Source organism: Chryseobacterium polytrichastri (assembly GCF_900142445.1).
Taxonomy (GTDB): domain Bacteria; phylum Bacteroidota; class Bacteroidia; order Flavobacteriales; family Weeksellaceae; genus Chryseobacterium; species Chryseobacterium polytrichastri.
Map to the genome: position 1 here is coordinate 65,885 of NZ_FRAV01000022.1, position 24,942 is coordinate 90,826.

At 31.4% G+C, this 24,942-nt stretch carries 19 protein-coding genes; 15 read left to right on the top strand and 4 right to left on the bottom strand.

All coding sequences use genetic code 11. The features are described from left to right. Positions 1–96: 96 nt before the first annotated feature. The 4 genes from BUB80_RS14290 (at position 97) to BUB80_RS14305 (ending at position 5,039) form a co-directional block, all read left to right on the top strand. Positions 97–1,587, top strand: a complete 1,491-nt coding sequence (locus BUB80_RS14290) for an MFS transporter (RefSeq protein ID WP_073293970.1) — start codon at positions 97–99, stop codon at positions 1,585–1,587. Positions 1,588–1,936: 349 nt separating this feature from the next. Further along, positions 1,937–2,863: a mevalonate kinase family protein gene (locus BUB80_RS14295; RefSeq protein WP_073293972.1), complete on the top strand. Its 927-nt coding sequence runs from the start codon at positions 1,937–1,939 to the stop codon at positions 2,861–2,863. 11 nt (positions 2,864–2,874) lie between these two features. Further along, entirely contained in the window at positions 2,875–3,804 is a 930-nt protein-coding gene (locus BUB80_RS14300; RefSeq protein ID WP_073293974.1) for a UbiA family prenyltransferase, read from the top strand. A 65-nt stretch (positions 3,805–3,869) separates the two neighbouring features. Continuing rightward, entirely contained in the window at positions 3,870–5,039 is a 1,170-nt protein-coding gene (locus tag BUB80_RS14305) for a proline dehydrogenase family protein (RefSeq protein ID WP_073293976.1), read from the top strand. A 1,122-nt stretch (positions 5,040–6,161) separates the two neighbouring features. Here the strand turns inward: BUB80_RS14305 and BUB80_RS14310 are convergent. Next, on the bottom strand, positions 6,162–6,707 hold the full coding sequence (locus BUB80_RS14310; protein WP_073293978.1) for a helix-turn-helix transcriptional regulator: 546 nt from the start codon (positions 6,705–6,707) through the stop codon (positions 6,162–6,164). A gap of 824 nt (positions 6,708–7,531) precedes the next feature. Here BUB80_RS14310 and BUB80_RS14315 point away from each other — a divergent pair. Beyond that, positions 7,532–8,641 (top strand): M14 family zinc carboxypeptidase, encoded by a 1,110-nt coding sequence (locus BUB80_RS14315; RefSeq protein WP_073293980.1) that lies wholly within the window; start codon positions 7,532–7,534, stop codon positions 8,639–8,641. Positions 8,642–8,710: 69 nt separating this feature from the next. On the opposite strand, the gene BUB80_RS14320 is transcribed toward BUB80_RS14315, so the two are convergent. Then, a complete protein-coding gene (locus BUB80_RS14320) occupies positions 8,711–9,220 on the bottom strand; it encodes a DUF4920 domain-containing protein (protein ID WP_073293982.1) in 510 nt (169 codons plus the stop codon). Positions 9,221–9,364: 144 nt separating this feature from the next. Between BUB80_RS14320 and BUB80_RS14325 the strand changes: the two genes are divergently transcribed. The 10 genes from BUB80_RS14325 to BUB80_RS24135 all read left to right on the top strand — a co-directional run bounded on the left by BUB80_RS14325 (position 9,365) and on the right by BUB80_RS24135 (position 23,552). Beyond that, on the top strand, positions 9,365–10,780 hold the full coding sequence (locus BUB80_RS14325) for an APC family permease (RefSeq protein ID WP_073293984.1): 1,416 nt from the start codon (positions 9,365–9,367) through the stop codon (positions 10,778–10,780). A gap of 445 nt (positions 10,781–11,225) precedes the next feature. Beyond that, positions 11,226–12,563 carry a hypothetical protein gene (locus BUB80_RS14330; RefSeq protein ID WP_139262699.1) on the top strand — a complete coding sequence of 446 codons (1,338 nt, stop codon included), beginning with the start codon at positions 11,226–11,228 and terminating at the stop codon, positions 12,561–12,563. An 18-nt stretch (positions 12,564–12,581) separates the two neighbouring features. After that, entirely contained in the window at positions 12,582–13,154 is a 573-nt protein-coding gene (locus tag BUB80_RS14335) for a DUF6705 family protein (protein WP_073293988.1), read from the top strand. Positions 13,155–13,749: 595 nt separating this feature from the next. Then, positions 13,750–14,190: a GPW/gp25 family protein gene (locus tag BUB80_RS14340; protein WP_054509133.1), complete on the top strand. Its 441-nt coding sequence runs from the start codon at positions 13,750–13,752 to the stop codon at positions 14,188–14,190. Between the two features lie 22 nt (positions 14,191–14,212). Then, positions 14,213–16,096 (top strand): type VI secretion system baseplate subunit TssF, encoded by a 1,884-nt coding sequence (locus tag BUB80_RS14345; RefSeq protein ID WP_073293990.1) that lies wholly within the window; start codon positions 14,213–14,215, stop codon positions 16,094–16,096. A gap of 302 nt (positions 16,097–16,398) precedes the next feature. After that, positions 16,399–19,230: an excinuclease ABC subunit UvrA gene (gene uvrA, locus BUB80_RS14350; RefSeq protein WP_073293992.1), complete on the top strand. Its 2,832-nt coding sequence runs from the start codon at positions 16,399–16,401 to the stop codon at positions 19,228–19,230. A 77-nt stretch (positions 19,231–19,307) separates the two neighbouring features. Beyond that, positions 19,308–21,608: an AAA family ATPase gene (locus BUB80_RS14355; protein WP_073293994.1), complete on the top strand. Its 2,301-nt coding sequence runs from the start codon at positions 19,308–19,310 to the stop codon at positions 21,606–21,608. A gap of 1 nt (position 21,609) precedes the next feature. After that, positions 21,610–22,701 (top strand): HNH endonuclease, encoded by a 1,092-nt coding sequence (locus BUB80_RS14360; protein ID WP_073293996.1) that lies wholly within the window; start codon positions 21,610–21,612, stop codon positions 22,699–22,701. A gap of 172 nt (positions 22,702–22,873) precedes the next feature. Beyond that, positions 22,874–23,272 (top strand): hypothetical protein, encoded by a 399-nt coding sequence (locus tag BUB80_RS14365; RefSeq protein ID WP_073293998.1) that lies wholly within the window; start codon positions 22,874–22,876, stop codon positions 23,270–23,272. 145 nt (positions 23,273–23,417) lie between these two features. Next, positions 23,418–23,552, top strand: coding sequence for a bacteriocin-like protein (locus BUB80_RS24135; RefSeq protein ID WP_073294000.1), 135 nt, complete (start codon positions 23,418–23,420; stop codon positions 23,550–23,552). Between the two features lie 55 nt (positions 23,553–23,607). Here BUB80_RS24135 and BUB80_RS14375 read toward each other — a convergent pair whose 3' ends face one another. Both BUB80_RS14375 and BUB80_RS14380 read right to left on the bottom strand, forming a co-directional pair. Next, positions 23,608–24,177 (bottom strand): hypothetical protein, encoded by a 570-nt coding sequence (locus BUB80_RS14375; RefSeq protein WP_073294002.1) that lies wholly within the window; start codon positions 24,175–24,177, stop codon positions 23,608–23,610. A 59-nt stretch (positions 24,178–24,236) separates the two neighbouring features. Then, on the bottom strand, positions 24,237–24,942 hold a 706-nt coding region (locus BUB80_RS14380; protein ID WP_139262701.1), incomplete at its 5' end, for an acyltransferase family protein.

Sequence of the window (24,942 nt, forward strand, 5' to 3'; positions counted from 1 at the left end):
GTATATTTACAGCCATTAAGGATTTGATAATTTTTTTAAATTGTTATCAATTTCTTAATGGTTTTTTTATTTTTGCTAAACTAATACTTATTATAAATGTCTGAAACAGGGAATAAACCTTCACAAAATATTAAGAATAATCCAAAGATTATGAAAGCTTGGGCAGTCTATGACTGGGCTAATTCTGTTTATTCTTTAGTAATTACCTCTACTATTTTTCCAATTTATTACTCCATTCTTACCACTGCGTATGAAAAGAAAGAATATATAGCGGAAACAAAAAAATGGATTGATGTGCCGGTAAGGCACATGATCAAGATCTTCGGAAAAGAATATCAGCCGGATGCGGTGTACGGATATTCATTAACGATATCTTTCTTTATCGTCGTTTTATTGTCACCATTTTTATCTTCTTTAGCAGATACTATTGGTAATAAAAAATCATTCTTACAGTTTTTCTGTTACCTGGGAGCTACCTCTTGTATGGGATTGGCGATGTTCACAGGAATGCACAATGTCTTTCTGGGATTGCTATTTAGTATCACAGCAAGTGTAGGATTTTGGGGAAGTTTGGTGTTTTATAATTCCTTTTTACCGGATATTGCGACACGGGATAAACAGGATGCGTTGTCTGCAAAAGGATATGTTTACGGATATATTGGCTCAGTAGTGTTGGTGGTTTTATGTTTGGTATTGATCCAGGTTTTTGCAAAAGGAGCTGCACAGCAATTGTTATTTACAAGAATTAGTTTCTTATTAACAGGTGCTTGGTGGTTTGGATTTTCTCAATATACTTTCAAGCATCTGCCTCAATTTGGGGATGTTAAAGAGAAATTACCTAAAGATCTTGTTTTATTAAACTATAAGAACATCTTCAAAAAGCATGAAGATCAAGGAGGTTTCTTCGAGGTATTTAAAGATAATATCAGCTTTTATAAAGACATTGCAAAAGAAAGTTTTCATGAACTTTTCAAAGCAGGAAACTTATTATTTAAGGATAGAAATCTAAAATTCTTCCTGTCAAGTTTCTTTTTCTACAGTGTAGGAATGCAAACTATTTTCTTAATGGCAACATTATTTGGGAAAAGTGAGATCAACCTGGCACAGGATAAATTGATCGGAACGCTTTTGGTTATTCAGATTGAAGCGATTATTGGAGCGGTTATATTCTCAAGATTATCTAAAAAAATAGGAAACAGAAATGTGATTTCAATTGCTATTATATTATGGATCGTGGCATGTTTATGGGCATTTTTCCTTAATAAAGAAAACCCTACAGTAGAGTATCAGTTCTACGGAGTTGCTGCAGTGGTAGGTTTGGTAATGGGAGGTCTTCAGGCAATGTCTAGATCTACCTATTCAAAACTTTTACCGGAAGATTCAATGGAGAATACAACGTTTTTCAGCTTCTATGATGTGTTGGAAAAGTTGGCTATTATTTTAGGGACGTTCATCTTTGCAACATTAATTGAGCATTTTAATAACATGCGTATTGCAGCACTTTCTATGACACTATTCTTTGCAATAGGTCTTGTTCTAATTCGTTTTATGAAAGTAAAAATGATGAAAGATAGAGATACATTATAATTAATTATAAAAATTTTTAAAAGCCATTAAAGTAATTTAATGGCTTTTTTGTTTCCAAAATATAGTCAAACTAACCTCCTTTTTCGTAAATGATAATCAGAAAGCACCTAATTTCTATATAGATTCAAACTTAAATCATGAATTGCTAAAGCAATAATTTAGAGATAATTAATAATAAAAGCTTGATAGCATTTAGTTTTTTTGCTACCTTTAAGAGAGATATGCTGCTTTTTATGATATAATTAAAAGATAAGTCCCAATTTTCTGTTAAAATAAGTTATAATTCGGCTTAGATTTTGCTTATATTGAACAGAATAATTTTAACTTTGCAAAAAAGATTTATTATATAATGACAAACCCTTTATTTTACGCAAAAATTCTTTTGTTCGGGGAATACGGAATCATTGAAGATTCCCAAGGTTTGACATTGCCTTATAGTTTCTATAAAGGCACCCTTAAGTTCTCAACATTAGATTCTGATTTTGAAAAAAAGTCTAATGAACACCTTACAAAGTACGCAGATTATTTACTGAATTTAGAAGTTCCGGAAGGCTTTGAAATTAATGTTTCAAAATTTAAGGAGGAGATTTCTGAAGGTTTATTCTTCGACAGTAATATTCCACAAGGATACGGAGTTGGGAGTTCAGGCGCTTTAGTAGCCGCTATTTTCGAACGTTATTCAATTAAAAAACGTAATCCTGAAAATATTTCTAAAGATGAATTAAAAAGTCTAAGAAGTGTTTTTGGACTGATGGAAAGTTATTTCCATGGAAAAAGCTCTGGAATTGATCCACTTATCTGCTACATGAATCTTCCTATTCTTATTGAAAGCAAAGAAAGTGTAGATAAAGTATCCATTCCTAGAAGCCAGGAAGGTAAAGGAGCCATTTTCTTAATTGATTCTGGAATGACAGGTGAAACCGGACCAATGGTTCAGATTTTCTTTGAAAAAATGAAGACAGAAGGTTTCCGTAAAACATTGAAAGAAGAGTTTATCCGTTATAATAACGCTTGTATAGAGGCTTTCCTTAAAAAAGATATGAATCCTTTCTTTAGGAATTTAAAGAAACTTTCTCATTGGGCATACGAACATTTCCGTCCGATGATTCCTGAAAGTATTTTTAATGTCTGGAAAAAAGGCTTGGATTCTAATGCGTATTACCTAAAACTTTGTGGAAGCGGAGGTGGAGGTTATATTTTAGGTTTCACTAAAGACTACGAAAAAGCTGAGAAAATGCTTGATGGCTTCCATAAAGAAGTGATTTACAGATTTTAATTGGATTGGGAATGAATTCTGAAAAAGAAAATTTCCAAGAAAAGAACTTTGTCTCAAAATCTTTAATTTATAGATTTTCACAATTCGTGGGCTTTCTTTTGGGCGCACGATTTTTTGTAGCTATTCTGCTTACTTTTGCACTCTATGTCTCTACCTTTTTCTTGTTTAATCAAGATGAAAGTTTCAGGAAATTTGTCTTCGATTTTAGGGTTCACGGCATTATTTTTTGTACGGTTTTAACCATTTTGGCGGGAGGAATTATTAATCAATTCTACGATTTTGAAAAAGATCATATCGTAAAACCTTTCCGAACAAGAATTCAAAGCTTCATAAAACAGAAATATTTTCTCTATGCTTATTTATTTTTAAGCATTATTTCGTTAGGAGTTGCATGGACAATTTCACATAATGTGTTTGCTTTTTTTGTAGTTTACCAGTTTTTTATGTGGTTCTATAGCCATAAATTAAGCCGGATTTTAATCCTCAATAACCTCACTTTTGTGAGCCTTACCCTATATCCTTTTTTTGGAATGATGGTGTATTATGAGACCTTTTCAAAGAAGGTTCTTTTGATGGCGATCTTCCTTTTTCTTATTCTTTTATGCATTGATATTGTAAAAGACACCCTTACAAAAAGTGTAGATAAAGCCTTTGGATATACCACAATTCCTAATTACTTTAAGACTAAAACAACAAAAGGAATCATTATTTTTTTGATGATTATTACGATGACAGTTTCAATGAAATTGATTCTTAAAACGGGAATTTCAGGATTTATGGCCTATTATTTCTCTGGCGGATTGTTTGTATTCGTACTTTGTATTTATCTGCTCTTAAATTCTTCAAGAAAAAGTAATTTTCTGACCATTAATATATTAAGACTTTGGGTTTTTGTTGGAATCATTGCGATGCTGTTAAACGGAATTGAAGGTAAAATATAGAAGAAAATATTGTAAAAAGATTAAGGTTATCATTACCTTTGCAAAACTAAATTTAATATAAAGGAATGCCCATTTTTAACGATACTAAAGTTGCATTTGCAGACAAGTCTGATGCACAGTTAAGAAAAGCGTACTGGATGTTCAAAATGATTGAACAGCCCGCTCTTACAAGTCTTGGAACTTCTATCCTTAATTTCACTGTTCATAATAATTTCCCTTTCGTTACCGGAATTGTAAAAAACACTTTGTTTGACCAATTTTGTGGTGGAGAAACGCGTGAAGAAAGCATGAAAGCAGTGAAACAACTCTTTAAAAGAGGAGTAGGAAGTATTTTCGATTACTCAATTGAAGGTAAAGAAGACGAAGAAACATTTGATGCTGTCTGTAAAGAAATTAAAGATATTGTACGATTTTCTGTAGGAAATCCTGCGATTCCTTTTATTGTTTTTAAGCCTACTGCGTTTGGTAGAATTGATTTGTATGAAGCCGTTGGAAAGAATGCAGAGCTCACATCAAGCCAAAAAGAAGAGTGGGAAAGGGTGGTGAAAAGATTCGATGAAGTGTGTAAACTTTGCCATGAACACGACAAAAAAGTAATGGTAGATGCTGAGGAAACCTGGATGCAGGATGCAGCTGATCACTTATGTGAAGAGATGATGGAGAAATATAATCAGGAAAAACCAATCGTTTGGAATACCATCCAAATGTATAGAACCGGTAGATTGGAATACATGGAAGAGAATCTTCAAAGAGCCAGAGAAAAGAATTATTTCATTGGCTATAAGATCGTTCGCGGTGCTTACATGGAGAAAGAAAGAGCAAGAGCAGCAGAGAAAGGTTATGCTGATCCTATTCAGCCCAACAAAGATGCTTCAGACAAAAATTACAACTCAGGTATTGATTTTGTAATGAATCATTTAGATAAAGTTTCAGCGTTTTTTGGAACTCATAATGAGATCTCTTCTGAGCTGATTATGGATAAAATGAAAGCCAAATCTCTTGACAATAACAATCCACACATTTACTTCGGACAATTGTATGGGATGAGTGATAATATCACGTTTTACTTGTCTGATAAAGGATATAATGCAGCAAAATATCTCCCTTACGGACCTGTAAAAGATGTCGTTCCTTATCTTACGAGAAGAGCTAGAGAAAACACTTCTGTAGCAGGGCAAACAGGAAGAGAGCTAGGTCTTATTCAGAAAGAACTAAATCGAAGAAAGAGCAAATAAGTTTATACTTTATATACAAAATACCTTCCAATAGCTGGGAGGTATTTTTTTTGTTTTTATATTGTAAATAGATAGCTAATTTAAGAATATGATAATATAGATTCAATAAAATTAAATTTATATTGTGAATTAATTATTCTTTTTGTAACTTAGTTGTATAACCTTGAAAAAGCAATGAAATGAGTAGATCATTTTAATCGTAATAGCTGAAAAATATAAAGCAATAGCTTTAGTTTTCTTCTTCAAATATTTTTTAGCCTGATCATTTTCTTTGATCAGGTTTTTTAGGGCTTAAAATTCTCAAATTTTATGTTTTAATATGCCAAAGTGATGATTACGATGTAACGATCTGTATTCAGTTAATTGCCAGTGGTTTCATTGTTGGAATTTTCTAATCGCTGAGAATCGGATATTTTTCTCAAAGTTATACATAGATACTATAAAAAGGTTTCTGAGAGCCCAATTTTGAGGCTTCAATTTCTGTATTATTGGGTAATACAATCTCCATTTTTGTTCATCTTTATAAAAAGATTCGGAAGGCAAAATTTGATTTTAACTTCGATTTTCCGAATATTTTTTAGCTGGATTTTTATCCTTTGATTAGGTTTTTTGGATACTATAAAGGCTTCTCAATAGCAGTTTTTGAGCTTCAAATTCGCTGAAATTTTCCTTTTTATATCATCTTAAAAGAATTTAGAGGCGAAAAATTGGGTTTTAATTTCTCTTTTTCAAATGTTTTTTAGTCGAATTTTTATCTTTTGATTAGGTTTTTAGATACTATAAAAGGTTACTGAGAACTCTTTTTTGAGACTTCAAATTTTGTATCATTGGTACTAAAATCTCCATCTTTATTTCATTATTGTAGAAGAATTCGGAAGGCAAAATTCGATTTTGATTTCTCTTTTTTGAGTATTTTTTAGCTGGATTTTTATTCTTTGATTGGGTTTTTAGGACGCTATAAAAGGTTCTTGAGGGTTCTTTTTTGATGCTTTAATTTCTAAATTATTAGTACTAAAATCATCATTTTATCCATCAAAGTAAAAGGTTCGGAAGAGAAAAATTAGGTTTTAATTTCTCATTTCCAAATATTATTAGCATGGTTATTTTCTTAGATTTGGTCTTTTAGGGCTCAAAACTTTCAAATTTTCCATTTTCGTAGAACAAGACAATTCGTTTTATCTTATTGCTCTGATTTCCAATGGCTTCACTAATGATTTGATCTTTTGATTTCTCTAATCGCGGAGAATCGGATATTTTTTCCTGAGCAGTACTTTGGGGCGCTATAAATGATTCTCGTGGGCTCTCTTTTGGGTCATCAATTTCCGTTTCGTTGGCTCCAAAATCTTCATCTTTATTCATCATTGTAAAAAGATCCGGAAGGGAAGTAGGCTTCGATTTTTCTTCTTCAAAGAGGTCTTCTTTTTCCAAAACTTCATTTGTTTCGGGTAGATCTGATTTCAACATTTCGCCTTCCCCAGTGACCAACCAGTCCCATAATATTTCCGGAAAACTCGATTTTATTTTGATGATGAATTCTAATGAAGGCTTATTTCTTCCCGAAGTAATATGCGAAATAGAAGAACGCTGAACATCTATCTCATCTGCAAATTCGGAAGGAGTAAGATTAGAATACTCTATAACTTTTGAAATTCTTTCGTTTAGACTCATATAATAAGCTTTCAATTGTTTTACAAATGTAAATAATTAAATTTACAAATGCAAACCTTGATAATGCAGAAATGTAAACTAGCAATCGATACAAATGTAAACAGTTCAAGTAATTAATAAACAACTAGTTATAATAATGTAAATTCTATTTTCTAGATTTGTAAAAATATTTTCCACGGGCAATTTCTCATTTTTTGACAGATATTCACAAAAAAGTCAATAACTTATTAGTAAGTTCAGCGCTAATTATTTCGGTTAATTGACTAATAAAGCTATTTTTGTTAAGTTTCATTTGTAAATAGTAGAATCTGGCTATAAGTCTTGGTAAGTAGGTGTAAATAAGCATTAATAGGAAGTTTACTATTGTAATATGTACTTTAAATACTGATTAAATAGCGGTTTTTAGCTGTATTAAGTTAGCTTTTATGAGTGGATACTATTGGACTTAAATTAGAATTACATTTCTAAATTCAATTATAAATTGAGGGAAGAAAATAATCAGTAAACTTCAAAATTTGGCTAATTTACATTTGTATATAATGATTTTATGAGTATTTATCCACACTGTAGATGTTTAATTATATTATGCTCAAATACGGATAAATAGGCAATTAGTCACTTCAAGTAAACTTCAAATTACTGTTTAATTAAACACTGTAACTAGTTGCCTTGTAGTTGATTACACATTATTGATTGAATTATATGTAATCCACAATTTTATCCACCGACATTTTGGCAATAAGCGTTGTTTATTTTATTTACAAATGTTAATTTTATTTTTTGACCGAAATTGGTTAAATTTGACTCTTGTAAATTATTGCACAATGAATTTTGAACACATCTATTTAGAAAACCCTAATTTTCCTAATCGCTATATTTCCCCTGAAAAATTATTTTCTTACCTACAGACCAATCTCGCCGATTATATTCAGGAGATCGGAAAATCGTATTTAAAGAAACCTATTTACATGCTAAGCCTCGGAACAGGAAATATTAATATTCTTGCTTGGTCGCAGATGCACGGAAATGAATCGAATGCTACTCATGCCCTGTTGGATTTATTAACAACTTTAGAAAAAGCACCTGAATTAAAAGATGAACTTTTTAGTAAGATCAAACTCGATTTTATTTTTATGTTAAATCCGGACGGTTCTGAAAGATGGACAAGATTGAATGCTTCGGATATTGATCTTAATAGAGATTTTCATAACGAGGCGAGTAAAGAGATTAAGTTTCTTAAAAATGCAGTGGCTTCAAAGAAATATGATTACGCTTTGAATTTGCATGAGCAAAGAACAATCTTTACAACGGATGGAGTTCATCCCGCTACACTTTCATTTTTGGCACCTTCTGAAAATGTAGAACGAACAGTAACGGAGAACAGAAAAAAATGCATGGCGGTAATTGCTGAAGTTTATAATAATCTGAAAGAATTAATCCCAAATCAAATTGGAAGATATTCTGATGAATTTTATCCAACTTCCACGGGCGATAATTTTATCAAAGCCGGAATGCCTACGATTTTATTTGAAGGCGGACATTTCGCAGATGACTACACGAGAAAAGGAACAAGAAAATATTATACGATTGCATTGTACTATGCACTAAAAGCAATTAGTGAATTAAATGCTGATACGACAGGTTGGGAAACGTATTTAGAGATTCCCGAAAACCAGGAAACACATTACGACATTATTTACAGAAATGTAAAACTAAATACAGATCATGAATGTATTTTAGATGTGGCGGTTCAGTATCGAGAAATCATAGAGGAAGGGAACGACGAAATATCTTTTGTTCCTTTTGTGATGGAAGTGGGAGATGTGAAGAAAAAGAAAGGTTGGCTCGAAATCGACTGTACAGGAAAGAAATTTATTTCTGCTACTAAATATCCAAAATTGGATGCAGTAGTTGAATTTAAAATAGAATACTAAAAAAAGCGGAACAAGAAATTGTTCCGCTTTTGTTTTTATATATAGTTTCGTTCAGAATGACAAAGGTGATTAGTTCACAACTTTAATTCCGTTAGCTACAAATCTGATCTCTTCTTTTGGAGTAGTGATGGCGTCAATTTCAGCTTGAGGTTTTTTAGCATCTTCTGCATAATGTTTCTGCTCGTCAATAGAAGTTACTTTTCTTTCAGCGCTTCCGTCCAATACAACCGTTTTACCTTTTAAAGCAGTTGGGACAAAAAAAGCATAATCTTTCATTTTTACGAAGAACTGAGAATTATCTTCAGTCTGGATTGTTAACCAACATCCTTTCTTATCGCAAACATCAACTACCTTTCCTTTTATCGCTACATTTTCTACTTTTTTATTCTCTTTTTTAAGTTTCTTGCTTAGTTTGTCAACGGAGATTGCCTTAGATTCAACCCCAGAAGCTAATGTGCTCCCGTAAGTATCTCCTACGATTGCATTTCCTGCAGGAGGACCCATTTTCTTTCCTTCTTGTGCAAAAGCCAGCGTTGATACACTTACCGCAACTGCAAATACTATAGCTTTGAATTTCATTTTTAATAATTTTTCCAAAAATACTAATAAAATTATGAATCATAAATCGTTAATAAATTGATAAAAAACAGGTTTCTATCGAAATTTGAATCAAAATCCGAAACGAACCACATATTTATTTATATTTGACGCCTATACTTGACTATGCAAAAAAAATTAAAACTTTGGGATGCCATCATGCTGGTAATGGGTTCCATGATCGGAAGTGGGATCTTCATTGTAAGTGCAGACATGATGCGGAACCTCGGATCAGGATATTGGATGATTGTAGTCTGGGTAATCACAGGAATCATGACAGTGGCTGCAGCCATAAGCTATGGAGAGCTTTCGGCATTGTATCCAAAGGCGGGAGGTCAATATACATACCTTAAAGAGATCTTTGGCAAGAGGATGGGGTTTCTGTATGGTTGGGGATTATTTACGGTAATTCAGACGGGTACAATCGCTGCAGTGGCCATGGCATTCGGTAAGTTCACTGCGTATTTGGTTCCTTCACTTAATGATGCCGCTCCAATCTTCCAAAGTGGAGAATTTAAAATCACCTGGATTCAGATATTGGCCATCGCCATTATTGTTTTACTTACGTACATCAACACAAGAGGTGTCGAAAGTGGAAAGATTTTGCAGAATATTTTTACAGGATCGAAGATCATTGCATTGTTGGGTTTAATAGCGGCCGGATTTATTTTGGTTGATTTTTCTCATTTAGCAGAGAACTTCAATTTCGGATATGATTCTTTTAATAATCTTAAAAAAGATATTAATGGTAATTTTCTTAAAGAAGGTTGGGTGCCGATTGGCGGAATGACTTTGTTGGGTGGAATTGCAGCAGCCATGGTAGGTTCTGTTTTCAGTTCGGTAGCTTGGGAAAGTGTGACTTTCGTTTCAGGGGAGATAGAAAATCCTAAAAAGAATGTTGTAAAGTCTATGATCTACGGAACTTCTGCCGTAATGATTTTATATATCGCCGTAAATTATGTTTATCTGAATGCTCTAGACAGAGATGCTATTGCTTTTGCGGGAAATGATAGAGTAGCGGTTGCCGCTTCGCACAATATTTTTGGAAGTGCAGGAACCGTAATTATTGCTATTTTGGTAATGGTTTCTACATTTGGATGTAACAACGGACTCATCTTAGCAGGCGCAAGAGTTTTTCAGACGATGGCAAAAGACGGAATGTTTTTTAAGCAAGCCGAAAAAAACAATAAAAATGAAGTTCCTGCCAACGCATTATGGATGCAGGGAGTTTGGGCTTCGCTTTTATGTTTGAGCGGACAGTACGGAAATCTTTTAGATATGATTTCTTTTGTAATTGTTTTGTTCTACATGATTACCGTTTTCGGAGTTATTTATTTAAGATTCAAACAACCGGATTTGGAAAGACCTTATAAAACTTGGTTGTATCCTGTGACTCCAATTATCTATTTGTTGATAGGATCAGGTTTCTGTATTTTACTTTTAATTTACAAGCAACAATATACTTGGCCCGGATTTGTAATGGTTCTCCTCGGACTTCCGGTCTATTATTTTATCAATCGAAATAATAAAGTACAAGAATAAATTTCAAAAGCTGTTTGACTAAGTCGGGCAGCTTTTTTTATGACTATCCCAATTATGCATATTTTTAGTAGCTTCATCCCGCTTTCCATTATATCTTTTTTGCCAGCGCATTTGCCATTATAAACAGATAGATTGATTAACAAAGAATTTGCAACATAGTATCAATACGTACTATAAATTTATATCACTCTAAAACCTAACTAATCAATTTACAAGAAAAAAATACGATACGTTTTGTCGCCCCACAGATATAGATTTGTAATAAGAAAGATATTAATTCAAAATATAGGGAAAATACCTATACCCTGAATCAATGATTTTTTCTAAATTGGCACCTAAAAATTTACTTCTTTAATTTAAGCATAACAATATGAAAAACAATTATTAAAAAATGAAAACACATTTTCAGAAAAAATTATTTAATTTACTAAATCAAAAAACACCTATGAGAAAAAAAATTATTTTAAGGCTATTTCTAATAATAGCATTCGCAACTTCAATGTACTCCTGTATTCACGACGATGTATATTCAGCATCTGAGCCGTCGAATAATGAATACCAATCTAAAAGTCCTTGGAAAGAAGATGAAAAATACATCAAAAATGTAAAAGCTGTTTTTGATGAATATGGAAACAAAGATTATTTTACAACAAACTTTGGAAGTATTTATTGGGATTACGCTGTAACTATGGGAACTAATGAAAGTTTCCTTGAAGCACCTGTAATAAAAAACAACAAAGTGAGTTTTGTACTTTTAGTCTACAAAGATGGAGACAGAGTGTTTTTTAAGAGAAAAGAAGATGAAGAATCTAAAAAATTCTTTAATGCCTTAGTTTTTAATGACAGAACAAAACTTAAAGAAGCAAGATTAAACAATCCAACGAGTGGTGAAGCTAAAGCAGGTTGTGTTACCATTACAACAACTTGGACATGGACAAACGATGACGGGAGCGCTGGTCCAACCTATGTCTATACTGATATGCAATGCTTACCCTCTGGTCCAAAGCTACCTTGTCAAGCTGTTGATGTTGATGCTAACTGTGGGGGTTCTACAGGTGGTAGCGGTGGTAGCAGTGGGGGTTCTGGCGGCGGCGGCGGTAGCGGAAACGGTTATCCTTATCCCCAAGAACCTAAAAACCCTTGTGAGAGAACTCAAAATATGTTTTTGAAAGCAGGAGTACAACCAAAAATTGACGAGCTAAAGGCACAGTCTACTGTAGGCGGTGAAAAAGGGGTGAAATTTAAAGCTGATGGCACTCCTTCACCAACAATAAGCGGAGGAGCACATAGTGTTAATTTGGGAGATAAAGCAGGTTACCAAGGTGGATATCACAACCATACACCATCAGGAATACCAATGTTATCACCTCCAGATATAGACCAATTATTAGGTTTTGCAAGAGCACAGCCAACTTCTAATCCTGCAAATGTAAATAACGCTTATATGGGAATGGTGGCTCCGAATGGCATGCATTATGTTATTTGGTTTAACGGAACTTATCAGGATGCTTTGACGAATTTTTCACAACAACAAATAGATAGTTACAATGCTGATTATCAAATTTTAAAAAATGACTTAACTACTCCATTACTATATGGTAATACCTATATTAATAGTGATGGGTCAATAAATAATTTAGGTGTAGAGACACTTTTCTTTGAAACGTTAAAAAGTATGGGACTAGATGGAAAAGTAAATTTACAAAGAATCGAAAGTGATGGCACAGTTAAAATCATAGGTCTAAATAGTAGTAACCAACCAGTTTCAACAACCTGTTCATAAAAATTAAAATATTAGTATATGAAAACAATAAATTTTAAAACAATAATTCTTTTTAGCCTTTTTATAAGTTTTTTTTCTTGTAAAGCACAGACACTCCCTCTAAATACAGCCTTGAAGGACACTCCTGCAAATGCATATAAAAAAGATTTAAGCAATGAATTACCTCCATATGCTGGAGTTTACAAAGGCGTTTTTGATGGAAAAGAAATTACACTATATATTACAATAGTTGAAAATGTATTACAAAAAAGTTCACAGAAAAATTATTATTCAGATGTTTTAGATATTCAATATATTGTCAAAAATTCTTCAGGAACAACACTTCAAGACACAAAAAATAATAGTAATTCTCAAATTAAACTTTACAGTATTAAAACAAGACCTGATATAAATTCCATTATTTTCTTTTATAGTGGTACAAATTGTCGTGTAGGTTGGGGAGAAGTTGTTTTAAAGAAAATTAATTCTACACAAATTTCTTGGGAATATCGACCAAATGATATTATTCTTGATAGTAGTAAATGTCCTCAAGGAACAGATATTAATATTTATTTACCTGAAACAAAAGATTTGATCTTTACAAAACAATAATTTCAAGTTATCCTTAAATAAAAAAATGATTGGCTCTACCGTAATATCAATGTGGTAAAGCCAATCATTTTAATTTTAACCCTTAAAAACTAATATATTGACTCAGTTTGCCCTTTTTCACTTTCCATCACTCCTCATCCATACCCGCTATCAAATTTCTAAACTTAGCCACAAGTAAACCCTTTAACTCCAATTTTATGGTATTAAGTTGGTACCTCTCTCTTATCTTACTCTTGGGTGATAATAGCGAGTAGATGATTTACTATTTTTTATTTCCCACCAATAATGGTGACTTTTATCTAGCTCAAAATCTGTTTTTTCTTCCCTGCGGATTTTCTGAGTTGGGAGACTATCAATGATATTTACTTCATCAAAACTTTTTGTCTTTGCGAGGAGCATAGGGATGGAACAATCCCAACTTAAAATAAAATTAATATTCTTAAATCCTTAATGATTCAAATTAAAAAAAGAGAAGCCAATTTTCCACTTTTCCAACAATATTTTTATTTTCAAATAACTCATTATTTCATGAAAATGTTTAATTTGGTGTTTCGTTTCATGTAAACGTTATGATGAAATAAAAAATAAAGGATTTATGGACACACCAAATTACAGAATGCCTTTTGTTCCATCAACATTAATGACCGAAGGAGGAAGTATAGACACCTGCGGTATGGGGGAAAGTATTGCCCATAACATTATGCTGATGATAACTACCAAAAAAGGCGAAAACAGATATGATGAAAATTACGGAAACGATGTTTGGAATCTGGAATTCGATAATGGAGTTACAAGTGCCGTTTGGGAAAGCGTTTTTATTAAAAGTCTCAAAAGACAGATACAACAATATGAACCCCGAATTGTTCAGCCTCAGGTTGAAGCATACATACAATTTGTAGAACACAACTACGACACAAAAGAACATACCGAGATCAAGAAAAAAGTGAGAATCGCCATTAATGCAAAAATGGACGAAACGGGAGAACGTTTCAGCTTTTCCACAGAATTATTTTTGAGCCCCATGTCTGTCGATTAAAAATGTATTGTAATTAAAATTTATGAATTTAGACCAGAATATTTATTCCAAAGAATCTGTAAAAGCAAGAATGCTTCAGAACGCTACTAAGGTTTGGGGACTAAAAAGTCCACAGTCTTTGGATCCTTTTGTTAAATTACTGATCGACGCGTTCAGTACTGAAGTTTTCAAAGCCAACAACGAAATACAAACCGTTAATGCCCGTATTTTAGAAAAGCTGGCCAAGCTTCTTACTCCTTCCGTTTACACTCACCCAATTCCTGCACATGCTATTGCTTTTGCGGAACTTTCTGAATCTGCCGAATCTTCTGAGGTTTTGCTGGATCATACAGAGTTCTTTTTTAAGAAACAAATGGTCTCCACGGTAAAAGCAGAGTCAGATAAGCAGTTGAGTATAGCGTTTACCCCAATTGGGAATATTAAAATTAATAAAGCCCAGACTTCAATAATGATGGTTGGGAAAAGTTGCTATAGTATAGATGAACGATTAAACAAAATTCCAATTTGCAGAATTGATGCAAAAAATGAAGACTATAGAAAACTTACCATTGGAATTGATGTAAGCCAATACACCAACGAAAATTTTCCTAAATATATAAGTCTGTATTGTTCAAATCCTGCTTTCGAGCATTTGGATTTTGTGCATAAGCTTTTGCCATACGTTACGGTTACAAGCAACGGAAATCCTCTGTTTGTAAGAGAAGGACTTTCGTATGTTAAAAGCAGCGAAGCAGAAGGGTACGAACAGATGTTTCATGAACAGTCGATAAAAACAAAGACTATTGAAGACATCAAAAGTATTTATCATGATAAGTTCATTGAGATCACAGGCATTTCAACAAGCTTATTTTCCGGACCAGGAAAGCTACCTGAAAATCTGGATTTAGGAGAAAAGACTAATGAGGTCTTAAGATATATCGAAGGAAAACGTCACTTGTGGTTAACGTTTGAGTTTCCTCCACAATTTTCTTCTGAAATATTAGATAATTTTTCATTTGTTTTAAATGCTTTCCCGATTTACAACAGAGGTTGGAAGAAAACAGAATATAGTCTGGATATCATGGGGAACAATATTCCTTTAGTAACAGATGAAGGTGAACACTTTTTATATGTAGATGAGGTTCAGGATGGAGAAGGAAGAAAATACACCGAAATTCCTTTTACTCCTGCAGAGGATTTGAAGAAAGGTTTGTATACCGTAAGAAAAGGCGGAATGGAACGCTTTACCAACAGAAATGCGGTTGATATGATTGCCAATGTGTTGGAACTGACAAGGGATGAGGTTGCAGCATTTTCTCTTTTAAATAGAGATAATGTGAAAAATGTTCTAAATGAAATGTCAGATAAAATGAAATCGATGGTTCAGAAAGTGAATAATGCTAAAAGGAGCACCAAGCAAGAACTGAACTACGTGATCATGGAACCTGTAGAAAAAATAGACAGCACTTATGCTTCATTTTGGGTAACCCACTGTAAGTTGGCCAATCATATGCGTCCCGGAACTGAATTATCCAATCAGTTAAAATCACAGTCTATTATCCTTCTCACCGAAAGTATTGGCGGATCTGAAGAACAAAAAGGAACTGAGAGTATTCAGGCGTATACCTATGCTTTAACAACACGGGATAAAATTATCTCTTTGGAAGATGTTAAGAATTATTGTCGAATGATTCTAAAAGATGAATTAAAAGAAGTAAGGGTAAAAAGAGGAACCATGATTAGCAACAAACCTAAAGAAGGTTTTGTAAGAACTGTTGAGGTTGAAATTATTCCACAAAACTATTCTTTCTACGGAAGAGCATATTGGGAGAATATGGCTAATATTTTAAAAAATCAAATTATTTCCAAAGCCATTGATGGTATTGAATATGTGGTAAAGGTTACCAATGAAGATATAGACTCTTAATAAATTTGTAAAATAATATATAATAAAAGACTGATAAAACATTTCAGTCTTTTGTTATTTTAAATACGAAATACTACAAAAACAAAGATAGTTTGTATTGTTTTTCTATGCTAAAAACTATTGTACATTTGTTACCAAGCTCGCTTCTTTTTATTTCTTAAAAACATTCACTTAAAAAAAGTAACAAAAACAAAATTTTCATGCTTTTGTAGTTAAGTAATCTAACACTTTTTAACACAAAAAATTCCATAAAATTCCGTAATTTTGCACAGCGTGATTTTCAGGTAAGATCACATCAAATTATGAGTAAATCAAAAGAATATATAGAAGTTTACGGTGCAAGAGAGCATAATCTTAAAAACATTAATGTCAAAATTCCTCGTAATGAATTGGTCGTAATTACCGGACTTTCCGGAAGCGGGAAATCTTCATTGGCTTTTGATACGATTTTTGCAGAAGGTCAGCGTCGTTATATTGAAACATTTTCAGCATACGCCCGTCAGTTTTTAGGAGGTTTAGAACGTCCTGATGTAGATAAAATTGAAGGACTTTCACCCGTAATTGCCATTGAGCAGAAAACAACCAACAAAAATCCGCGTTCAACTGTAGGAACCGTTACAGAATTGTACGATTACCTGCGTCTTTTGTATGCGAGAGTTTCGGATGCTTATTCATTATCCACAGGAAAAAGATTGGTAAGCTATACGGAAGATAAAATTCTAGATACCATCAAAGAAAATTATAAGGGAGAAAAACTGATGTTGATGGCACCTGTCATACGTTCCAGAAAAGGTCACTATCACGAGCTATTTGTTCAGATGGCGAAAAAAGGATATGGACAAGCAAGAATTGATGGTGAATTAACAGATATTGAATACGATCTAAAACTGGATCGATACAAAACCCACGATATCGATATTGTAATCGACCGTTGGATCATCGGAGAAACTGCTTCTGAAACCAGAATGGAAAAATCGCTAAGAACAGCGATGGACATGGGAGAAGGATTGATCGGAATCCAGAAACTGGGAAGCAAAGAGATAGAATATTTCTCAAAAAATTTAATGGATGCCGAAACGGGACATTCATTAGCATTGCCTGAGCCCAATACTTTTTCATTCAATTCTCCGAAAGGAAGCTGTCCGGATTGTAAAGGATTAGGGACGATTAAAAAAATCAACACTGATTATTTTGTAGAAAATCTTAAATTATCAATCAACCAAGGTGCATTGTTACCTTTGGAAGATATCAAGTCTAATAAATGGATCTTATCTCAGATTAAAAGTATTCTTGAAATTTTCGGTCTTGGTTTAACAACGCCATTTAAAGATATTCCGGAAGAAGCATTAGACTATATATATAATGGTTGCAATAAGGAATTCAACAAAGATCTTAAATACGCAGGAATTGCCAAGAAGATAAAAATTAGTTTTGATGGTTTAATTCATTTCATGGAAGAAATGATTGATGAAAGAGAATCTTACGAAGCAATTTTATTGGAAAGACATTTCACAACTGAAGAAACTTGTCCGTCTTGTGGTGGAGCTCGCCTTCAGCCGGGAAGTTTAAGTTTTAAGATTGATGGAAAAAATATTGCTGAGGTTAACGGATTAAGTCTTGCCGACCTGAAAGATTGGTTAGCGGATATTAAAGATAAATTTTCAGAGAAAAATAAAATCATCGCTCACGAGATCTTAAAAGAAATTGAAACTCGACTTCAGTTCTTATTAGATGTTGGCTTGGATTATTTAAGTTTGAGCAGAAGCTCAAAAACGCTTTCTGGAGGAGAGTCTCAAAGAATTCGTCTGGCAACTCAAATTGGTTCTCAATTAGTGAATGTCTTATATATTTTAGATGAACCAAGTATCGGTTTGCACCAAAGAGATAATGAAAGACTAATTAATTCATTAAAAAACCTTCGTGACATCGGAAACTCTGTTTTGGTGGTAGAGCACGACAAAGATATGATTCTTGAAGCCGATGAGGTTCTAGACATTGGTCCAAGAGCTGGAAAATTTGGTGGCGAGATTCTTTGGCAGGGGAAACCGGAAGACTTATTGAAAGCCGATACCATAACGGCTGATTATATTACAGGAAAAAGAAAAATTGCCGTTCCTACCGAAAGAAGAGAAGGGAACGGGAAAAATATAGTGCTAAAAGGAGCAACAGGAAATAACCTTAAAAATGTTAATCTTGATATTCCGTTAGGAAAATTAGTGGTGGTGACAGGAATTTCAGGAAGTGGAAAATCTTCTTTGATCAACGGAACTTTATATCCGATCCTTAACAAACATTTTTACAGAGCTGTTCAGGAACCTTTACCTTACAAAAAAATTGAAGGTCTTGAAAACATCGATAAAATTGTAGATGTAGACCAAACCCCTATTGGAAGAACGCCTCGTTCAAATCCTGCAACCTATACAGGAATGTTTACAGACATCAGAAACCTTTTTGCAGAATTGCCGGAAAGTAAAATCCGTGGTTATAAGCCGGGAAGGTTTTCTTTCAACGTAAAAGGAGGAAGATGCGAAACTTGCCAGGGTGGAGGATTGAAAGTCATTGAAATGAATTTCTTGCCTGATGTATATGTTCATTGTGAAACTTGCAACGGAAAACGATTCAACAGAGAAACATTGGAAGTTCGTTATAAAGGAAAATCTATTTCTGATGTATTGGACATGACGATTGATGAAGCTGTAGATTTCTTCCAGCCGATTCCTAAGATTTTTGCGAAAGTAAAAACGTTACAGGATGTTGGATTGGGATATATCACATTAGGACAACAATCGACCACACTTTCAGGAGGAGAAGCTCAACGTATCAAGTTAGCAACAGAATTAGCAAAAAGACAAACCGGAAATACGTTATACATTCTTGATGAACCTACAACCGGACTTCACTTTGAAGACGTGAAGATTCTAATGGAAGCGATCAATCAATTGGTAGAACTAGGAAACTCATTCATTATTATTGAACATAATATGGATGTGATAAAATTAGCAGATCATATTATTGACGTTGGTCCTGAAGGAGGAAAATACGGCGGAGAAATTGTCGCCAAAGGAACTCCCGAAGAAATTGTAAAATCTAAGAAGAGCTTGACAGGGAAGTTTTTGAAGAGGGAATTGGAGTAAAATTATATAAATATATTACGGGAAACCACAATGAAAATTGTGGTTTTTTTATTTATTTTTGGGGAAAACTGATAAACATGAGCTTTAAACTTTTAGCGATTAGACCTTTGAAAGATTGTCATGAAGATTTTCTTAAAAATTTAGAAGAAGGGAGGATATACAAATTATATGAGGAATATGAATTTTATAATGAATCAAAAAGAATTGATAATTATAATTTTATTATTGATAGAGAAAACATATTAGATGTAAATAAAATTAATTTTACACCAATACTACCAAAAAATCTTTATGGAGAAAAAATAAATATTTCAGCAGTAGTAGGTAAAAATGGAAGTGGAAAAAGTAGTTTAATAGAATTAATATACATAGCTTTTTATAACTTATCAATAAAAGGTGAGCTAATTAAGCATCTACCTGTAAATTATGAAAAGAATTTATTACATAAAAAACAGATTAAAAATCTTAATATCATAATTGAATCTTTAACCGAAGATTTAAAGAAAGGTTTAATTTCAGACGATGAATTGAGGGATAAAGAAAGATTTTTAGATTATTATTCTAATTTAAAGACTGAACAAAAGAAACAAATTAGAGAGGATGAAATAAAAAGAGATATAATTGAAAGAATAAATCTAGAGCTATTTATACACAAATCTGAAAAAGTTGAAGATCAAGTAAAAGAAACATTACTTATTTTGAAGTTTGAGCAAGATAAAATAATCGTTCAAGAAGAAGAATTAAATAAAAAATTTACTAATGTTCCGGTTGAGGTTAATTATGCTTATAATATGAGTGAATTATTTTACAATATTATAATTAATTATTCTTTTTACGGTTTGAACTCTACAGAAGTTGGTGATTGGATTCAAAATATTTTTCATAAAAATGATGGCTATCAAACACCTATTGTACTTAATCCAATGAAAACTGATGGAATTATTGATATAAATAGAGAGACGTCCTTGACCAAGCAAAGATTTTTGTATAACCTTATATCTAATAATACTTTGTTACAAGTAACTCAACATAATAAAATTGATGTCATTTCTTTAAAACTTAAAAATATTGAGCTTAAAGATTTCTTTATTTGGAATGTAGGAGAAAGTGATAATACAAATCCATTCAATGTGTTTGAAACTATTATATTAAGGTCTTTTTATGATTATGAAAGAATTACAATAAGTGATAATAAAATAAATAGAATTTTAATAATATATATTTTAGATAAAATAATTAAAATTAAAGATACTTATGAAATTTATGATGGGTATGAATTAGAATATATTAAAGGCTTTAATGCTTACAAGTTTACGAAAGATTATGATGATTTTTTAGAGACATTAAATAATGATAATAGCCACATTACATTTAAATTAAAACAAGCATTAAATTTTTTGTTTTTCAATAATCTAGATGAATTAGATCAAAATATAATATATGATAATTTTCTTACAAAATTAGAAGATAAGTATGTTGTAGATGAATATACATTAAATGAATTTACATTTAATGACTTGAATTACTACGAAGATTTAAAAAGTTTAGATAAATATTTTAAAAATGAGAAGGCTAATAACCTTATAATGCATTTGCCTCCGTCAATATTTAACATTGATTATAAATTTGAGAATGGAAGTTTATTTTCAAGACTTAGTTCTGGGGAAAAGCAAAATGTATATAGTATCAATTCTATTTTGTATCATCTTATTAACTTAAACTCCGCATATGATAATAATACAATTAATAAATATTCTTATTATAACATTATATTAGATGAAATAGAATTATATTCTCATCCTGAAATGCAGAGAAAATTTATTTATCAATTATTAGATGGAATTAATAAGTTAGTAATAGACAATATTAAAGGAATTAATATTGTATTTATAACACATTCTCCTTTTATTTTATCTGATATTCCTAAACAAAATGTGTTGTTTCTGGAGGTAAGTAAAAAAATCGATGAAAATAATAGTCCAATATTAGATAAAAGCGGTACAGAACAATTTTTTTCTGTGTCTAAAGAATATGAGGGCGATAATACTTTTGGAGAAAATATACATCAAATGCTTACAGATGGCTTCTTTATTACAAGTACCAAAGGAGAGTTTGCAATAAGTAAGATAAATGATTTTTTAGATTTTTATGAAAAATGCAGTTCAATAAACAAAGATTCAAAAGATTATGAAATCTATAAACAAAAATATAGTTCTAAAAATTTTCCTTTATTAATTTCATTAATAGGAGAAGAATATATTAGAAGAATTTTAGAAAATCATCTTGAAATTTTAGAAAAGCTCTTTGAAACTGACTCTTATAAAGAAAAACGCATTTCAGATCTTAAGGCTGAAATTGAAAAATTAGAAAACAGATAATATGAGGAAGTTATTTAATAGTATTTCGCATGATGTATTAATAAAAGATTTTTATAATAAAATCGTTGATAAAAGAGATAGAAGATTTTTATTATATGCAGGTTTAGAGTTTAATGATGAAGTTTTAGCCATACTTCCAGGAGTTTCAATTGAAGAAGTTTTATTATCCAACTTTGAAAAGCTGCTCGAAATTAATGAGAAAATTGAAAATGATTATATACAAGTTATAATTAAAGAAAAAGTAAAAGCCTTATATCAAACAGAAGAAACCTATATTGATAGTTATTTTGATAATAGGATTAATAATAAAATTATAATTAGTAAGACTACTGATGAAAAACTAAAAAAACTAATTAATTCTGAAATAAATAAAGAATTATGTGGAGTATTTAAAAATATGGGAACAATTTTATATGAAAATAATACAATTCATTCCGTAATTTCAAAATTTTTCATTGAGAAATCAAATGAGTTAAAAATAAAATCATGTTATTATTGCAATATTGATTTTATAAATGTTTATAAAGAAGCAGGAAGTAAAAAATATCACTTCACATTAGATCATGTACTGCCTAAAAGTAAATATCCATATTTCTCAATTTCATTATTCAATTTAGTTCCCTCTTGTTATACATGTAATTCAAAATTAAAATTAGCAAATGAATTTTCGATTAACAATGATTTAGCTAAAATATGTCCCAGTTCTAAAGGATTTAATTTTGATGAAAATACAATGTTTACATTAGAGTTTAATGTAAAGGATCCTGATTTTAAAAATAAAATTGAAAAAGTACATCAAATTGAAGATGTAATTATTGATTTAAAGAATAAATATTCGAATAATGGGGTGAAAGAATTTATTGATACTTTTGATCTTCAAGGTAGGTATGAATACCATAAGAATATTTGTTTTGATTTAATTGATAAAAGAAAGAAATATCCTGATAAAGAAATATCCAATATTGCTAAACTAATTAAAAGGGATATTCTTACAGTTAAAAAAGATATTTTTAGCGCAGAAATTTTCGAATCCACAAATGCACCTTTCGAAAAATATAAACAAGATATAGCTGAACAATTAGGTATAATTTAACTCCCAATATTAAATTTTCAATTATTTTAAAATATTAACTATTTGAAATTCAATAATTTAATTTTAATATTAACTCAATGTTAACGATATGTGAATTTAATGTAAACTATTTTTAATATCTTTGGTAAGAGATACAAAATAATTCAATTATAATATTTAAAACCAAAGAGTTATGAAAAATAAAATTCAAGTATTTGTTGCTGCAGTTTTTGTTTTAGTTGCTGTTATGAATTCAGTTAAAGCTCAAACCATTTCAAATAATACGATTCAGGAAATCCAATTAACGAAAAGCGATACTTTTAATGATATAAGAAGTCGATTGATGGAGAACTTCGACCTTACTAACGTTGATTATAAACAGGGTGTGGTAAATTCAGTCGTCAAATTTGATATTGCCAAAAACGGAAAAATAGTAAATGTCCATTCTAACGGGGAATGCAAAAGTGTAAGTAAGGAAATCGAAACCGTATTAAGCGAACTCGACTATAAAGTAGATCGCAAAAAATTAAATGAAAATATGGTTGCCTATACGTATGTAATGCCTGTAACCGTGGAAATCAACAATAAATAAGAGAGATATAAAATTTTTATATAAACCATACAGTTTGTTACTGTGTGGTTTATTTTTTTAGTGCAAATCCTGAAAGTTTTAAATATGAAACTGTAATAAAAAATATTTTTTTCATTTTAACTTTAATCCACAAAATTAAAATGATATGAAAAATTTAAAGAAACTTAACAAAGCTGAGCTAAAATCAGTGTATGGAGGGCAACCGAAAAAATACTGTGTCTATTGTGAAAGATTAAATCAGACAGTATGCAGCGAAGTTCCCATCGCTCAATGCCCTTAAAAAACAAAAGCTGCTTACCCCAAGCAGCTTTTTTATTATCGTAAAATGGATTTCATTATTTAGCACCAGAGATAAAATTCTGTAGACTTGATTTTAAATCTTTTTCTCCTGCTAGCTTTTCAGAAAATGTAATGTTATCAATTCTCCATCCTGCATGATAAGGATTAACGAGATGTATTTTGTCGGTCCAGGTAATTTTTGGAGAAACCTGTGAGTTTTCAAAATAAATGATAACATCAGCGGCAGCACCTAAAGGCTGCGTGCTTTCCTTTACATCAATTGATTTTATAGTGTAACTTGTGTATCCTTCGTATAAACTTGTAAAAACTGATCCTTCCATTAATAAAGGTTTATCTGTAGGGTGATCGCTATTTTTTACTTTTTCAATATCTGCTTTTGAGGCATCTATTGCTTCCTGAAAAGCTTCTTCTAATTCATGTGAGAATAAAAATTTTGGAATTGACTGATTATAAATGGCGTCACTGGACTTCCCATATGTCTTGTATAATGTATTTATTTTTTGAGTGATTTCCACATCAGCTTTAGCTATTTTTGGATGTTCCTCATTTCTCTTACAATGGGTAAAAAGGAGAAAAATACTTAAGTAAAGAAATGATTGCTTCATAATTTATGTTTTTAATTTTTCAAAAGGAAATTCTCAAAACGTATGCCAATAAAAATTTCTTATCTCTTAATGGTATCATATCTCTTTTTAAGGTTTAGGAAAAATCTTTCATACGTAACAAAAGATATCCAAGATATAAAAATAGTTGCAGAAAGTATAGCAGAATATAATACTAAATTATAAATAGCGATATTATCCATTTTTGGAATATATCTTACCAATACAATAACAATGATCCAGTGATAAAGATATATTCCGTAAGAAATTTTCCCTAAAAATCTAGTAATGGAATTGTCAATATGAATGTTAGGATGCTGAACGATATTATAAATTGAAAAAGCAAACAACACAGCATAGATCTCATCATTTAAATGATCTGTTCTAAACTGAAAAAACCATAAGACAAAAGGGAGAATTGTTAAAACTAAGGTCAATAGATTGTATTTAAAAAGAATCTTATTAATATATTCCTTGTTCCTGAAAAACAAGAATCCTATGAAAGTTCCAATTCCTAAACAATTGAATTTTGTTCCATAGAAAAACCTACTTATTATATTGTAAAAGTCTTCACTTTTATAAAACATAAAATTAATAAATTTCAAACCAAAAGGTAGGAGTGTGAAGAATGAAATAAGTCCAACGATATAATATAAAGCTTTTTTTCTTTTTGTGTCGCGTCCTAAAATAGGTTTACAGAAAATATACTTATTATGGAAAAACGAGATAGGAATAGAGAAAAGCGTACACAACGAGATTATACAATGT

Coding starts and splice junctions, on each gene's coding strand:
- BUB80_RS14320 (WP_073293982.1), bottom strand. CDS start 9,220: ATGAAATTCAAAGCTATAGTATTTGCAGTTGCGGTAAGTGTATCAACG.
- BUB80_RS14345 (WP_073293990.1), top strand. CDS start 14,213: ATGAATTTAGACCAGAATATTTATTCCAAAGAATCTGTAAAAGCAAGA.
- BUB80_RS14330 (WP_139262699.1), top strand. CDS start 11,226: ATGAGAAAAAAAATTATTTTAAGGCTATTTCTAATAATAGCATTCGCA.
- BUB80_RS14355 (WP_073293994.1), top strand. CDS start 19,308: ATGAGCTTTAAACTTTTAGCGATTAGACCTTTGAAAGATTGTCATGAA.
- BUB80_RS14295 (WP_073293972.1), top strand. CDS start 1,937: ATGACAAACCCTTTATTTTACGCAAAAATTCTTTTGTTCGGGGAATAC.
- BUB80_RS14325 (WP_073293984.1), top strand. CDS start 9,365: ATGCAAAAAAAATTAAAACTTTGGGATGCCATCATGCTGGTAATGGGT.
- BUB80_RS14365 (WP_073293998.1), top strand. CDS start 22,874: ATGAAAAATAAAATTCAAGTATTTGTTGCTGCAGTTTTTGTTTTAGTT.
- BUB80_RS14290 (WP_073293970.1), top strand. CDS start 97: ATGTCTGAAACAGGGAATAAACCTTCACAAAATATTAAGAATAATCCA.
- uvrA (WP_073293992.1), top strand. CDS start 16,399: ATGAGTAAATCAAAAGAATATATAGAAGTTTACGGTGCAAGAGAGCAT.
- BUB80_RS14305 (WP_073293976.1), top strand. CDS start 3,870: ATGCCCATTTTTAACGATACTAAAGTTGCATTTGCAGACAAGTCTGAT.
- BUB80_RS14340 (WP_054509133.1), top strand. CDS start 13,750: ATGGACACACCAAATTACAGAATGCCTTTTGTTCCATCAACATTAATG.
- BUB80_RS14310 (WP_073293978.1), bottom strand. CDS start 6,707: ATGAGTCTAAACGAAAGAATTTCAAAAGTTATAGAGTATTCTAATCTT.
- BUB80_RS24135 (WP_073294000.1), top strand. CDS start 23,418: ATGAAAAATTTAAAGAAACTTAACAAAGCTGAGCTAAAATCAGTGTAT.
- BUB80_RS14375 (WP_073294002.1), bottom strand. CDS start 24,177: ATGAAGCAATCATTTCTTTACTTAAGTATTTTTCTCCTTTTTACCCAT.
- BUB80_RS14300 (WP_073293974.1), top strand. CDS start 2,875: ATGAATTCTGAAAAAGAAAATTTCCAAGAAAAGAACTTTGTCTCAAAA.
- BUB80_RS14360 (WP_073293996.1), top strand. CDS start 21,610: ATGAGGAAGTTATTTAATAGTATTTCGCATGATGTATTAATAAAAGAT.
- BUB80_RS14335 (WP_073293988.1), top strand. CDS start 12,582: ATGAAAACAATAAATTTTAAAACAATAATTCTTTTTAGCCTTTTTATA.
- BUB80_RS14315 (WP_073293980.1), top strand. CDS start 7,532: ATGAATTTTGAACACATCTATTTAGAAAACCCTAATTTTCCTAATCGC.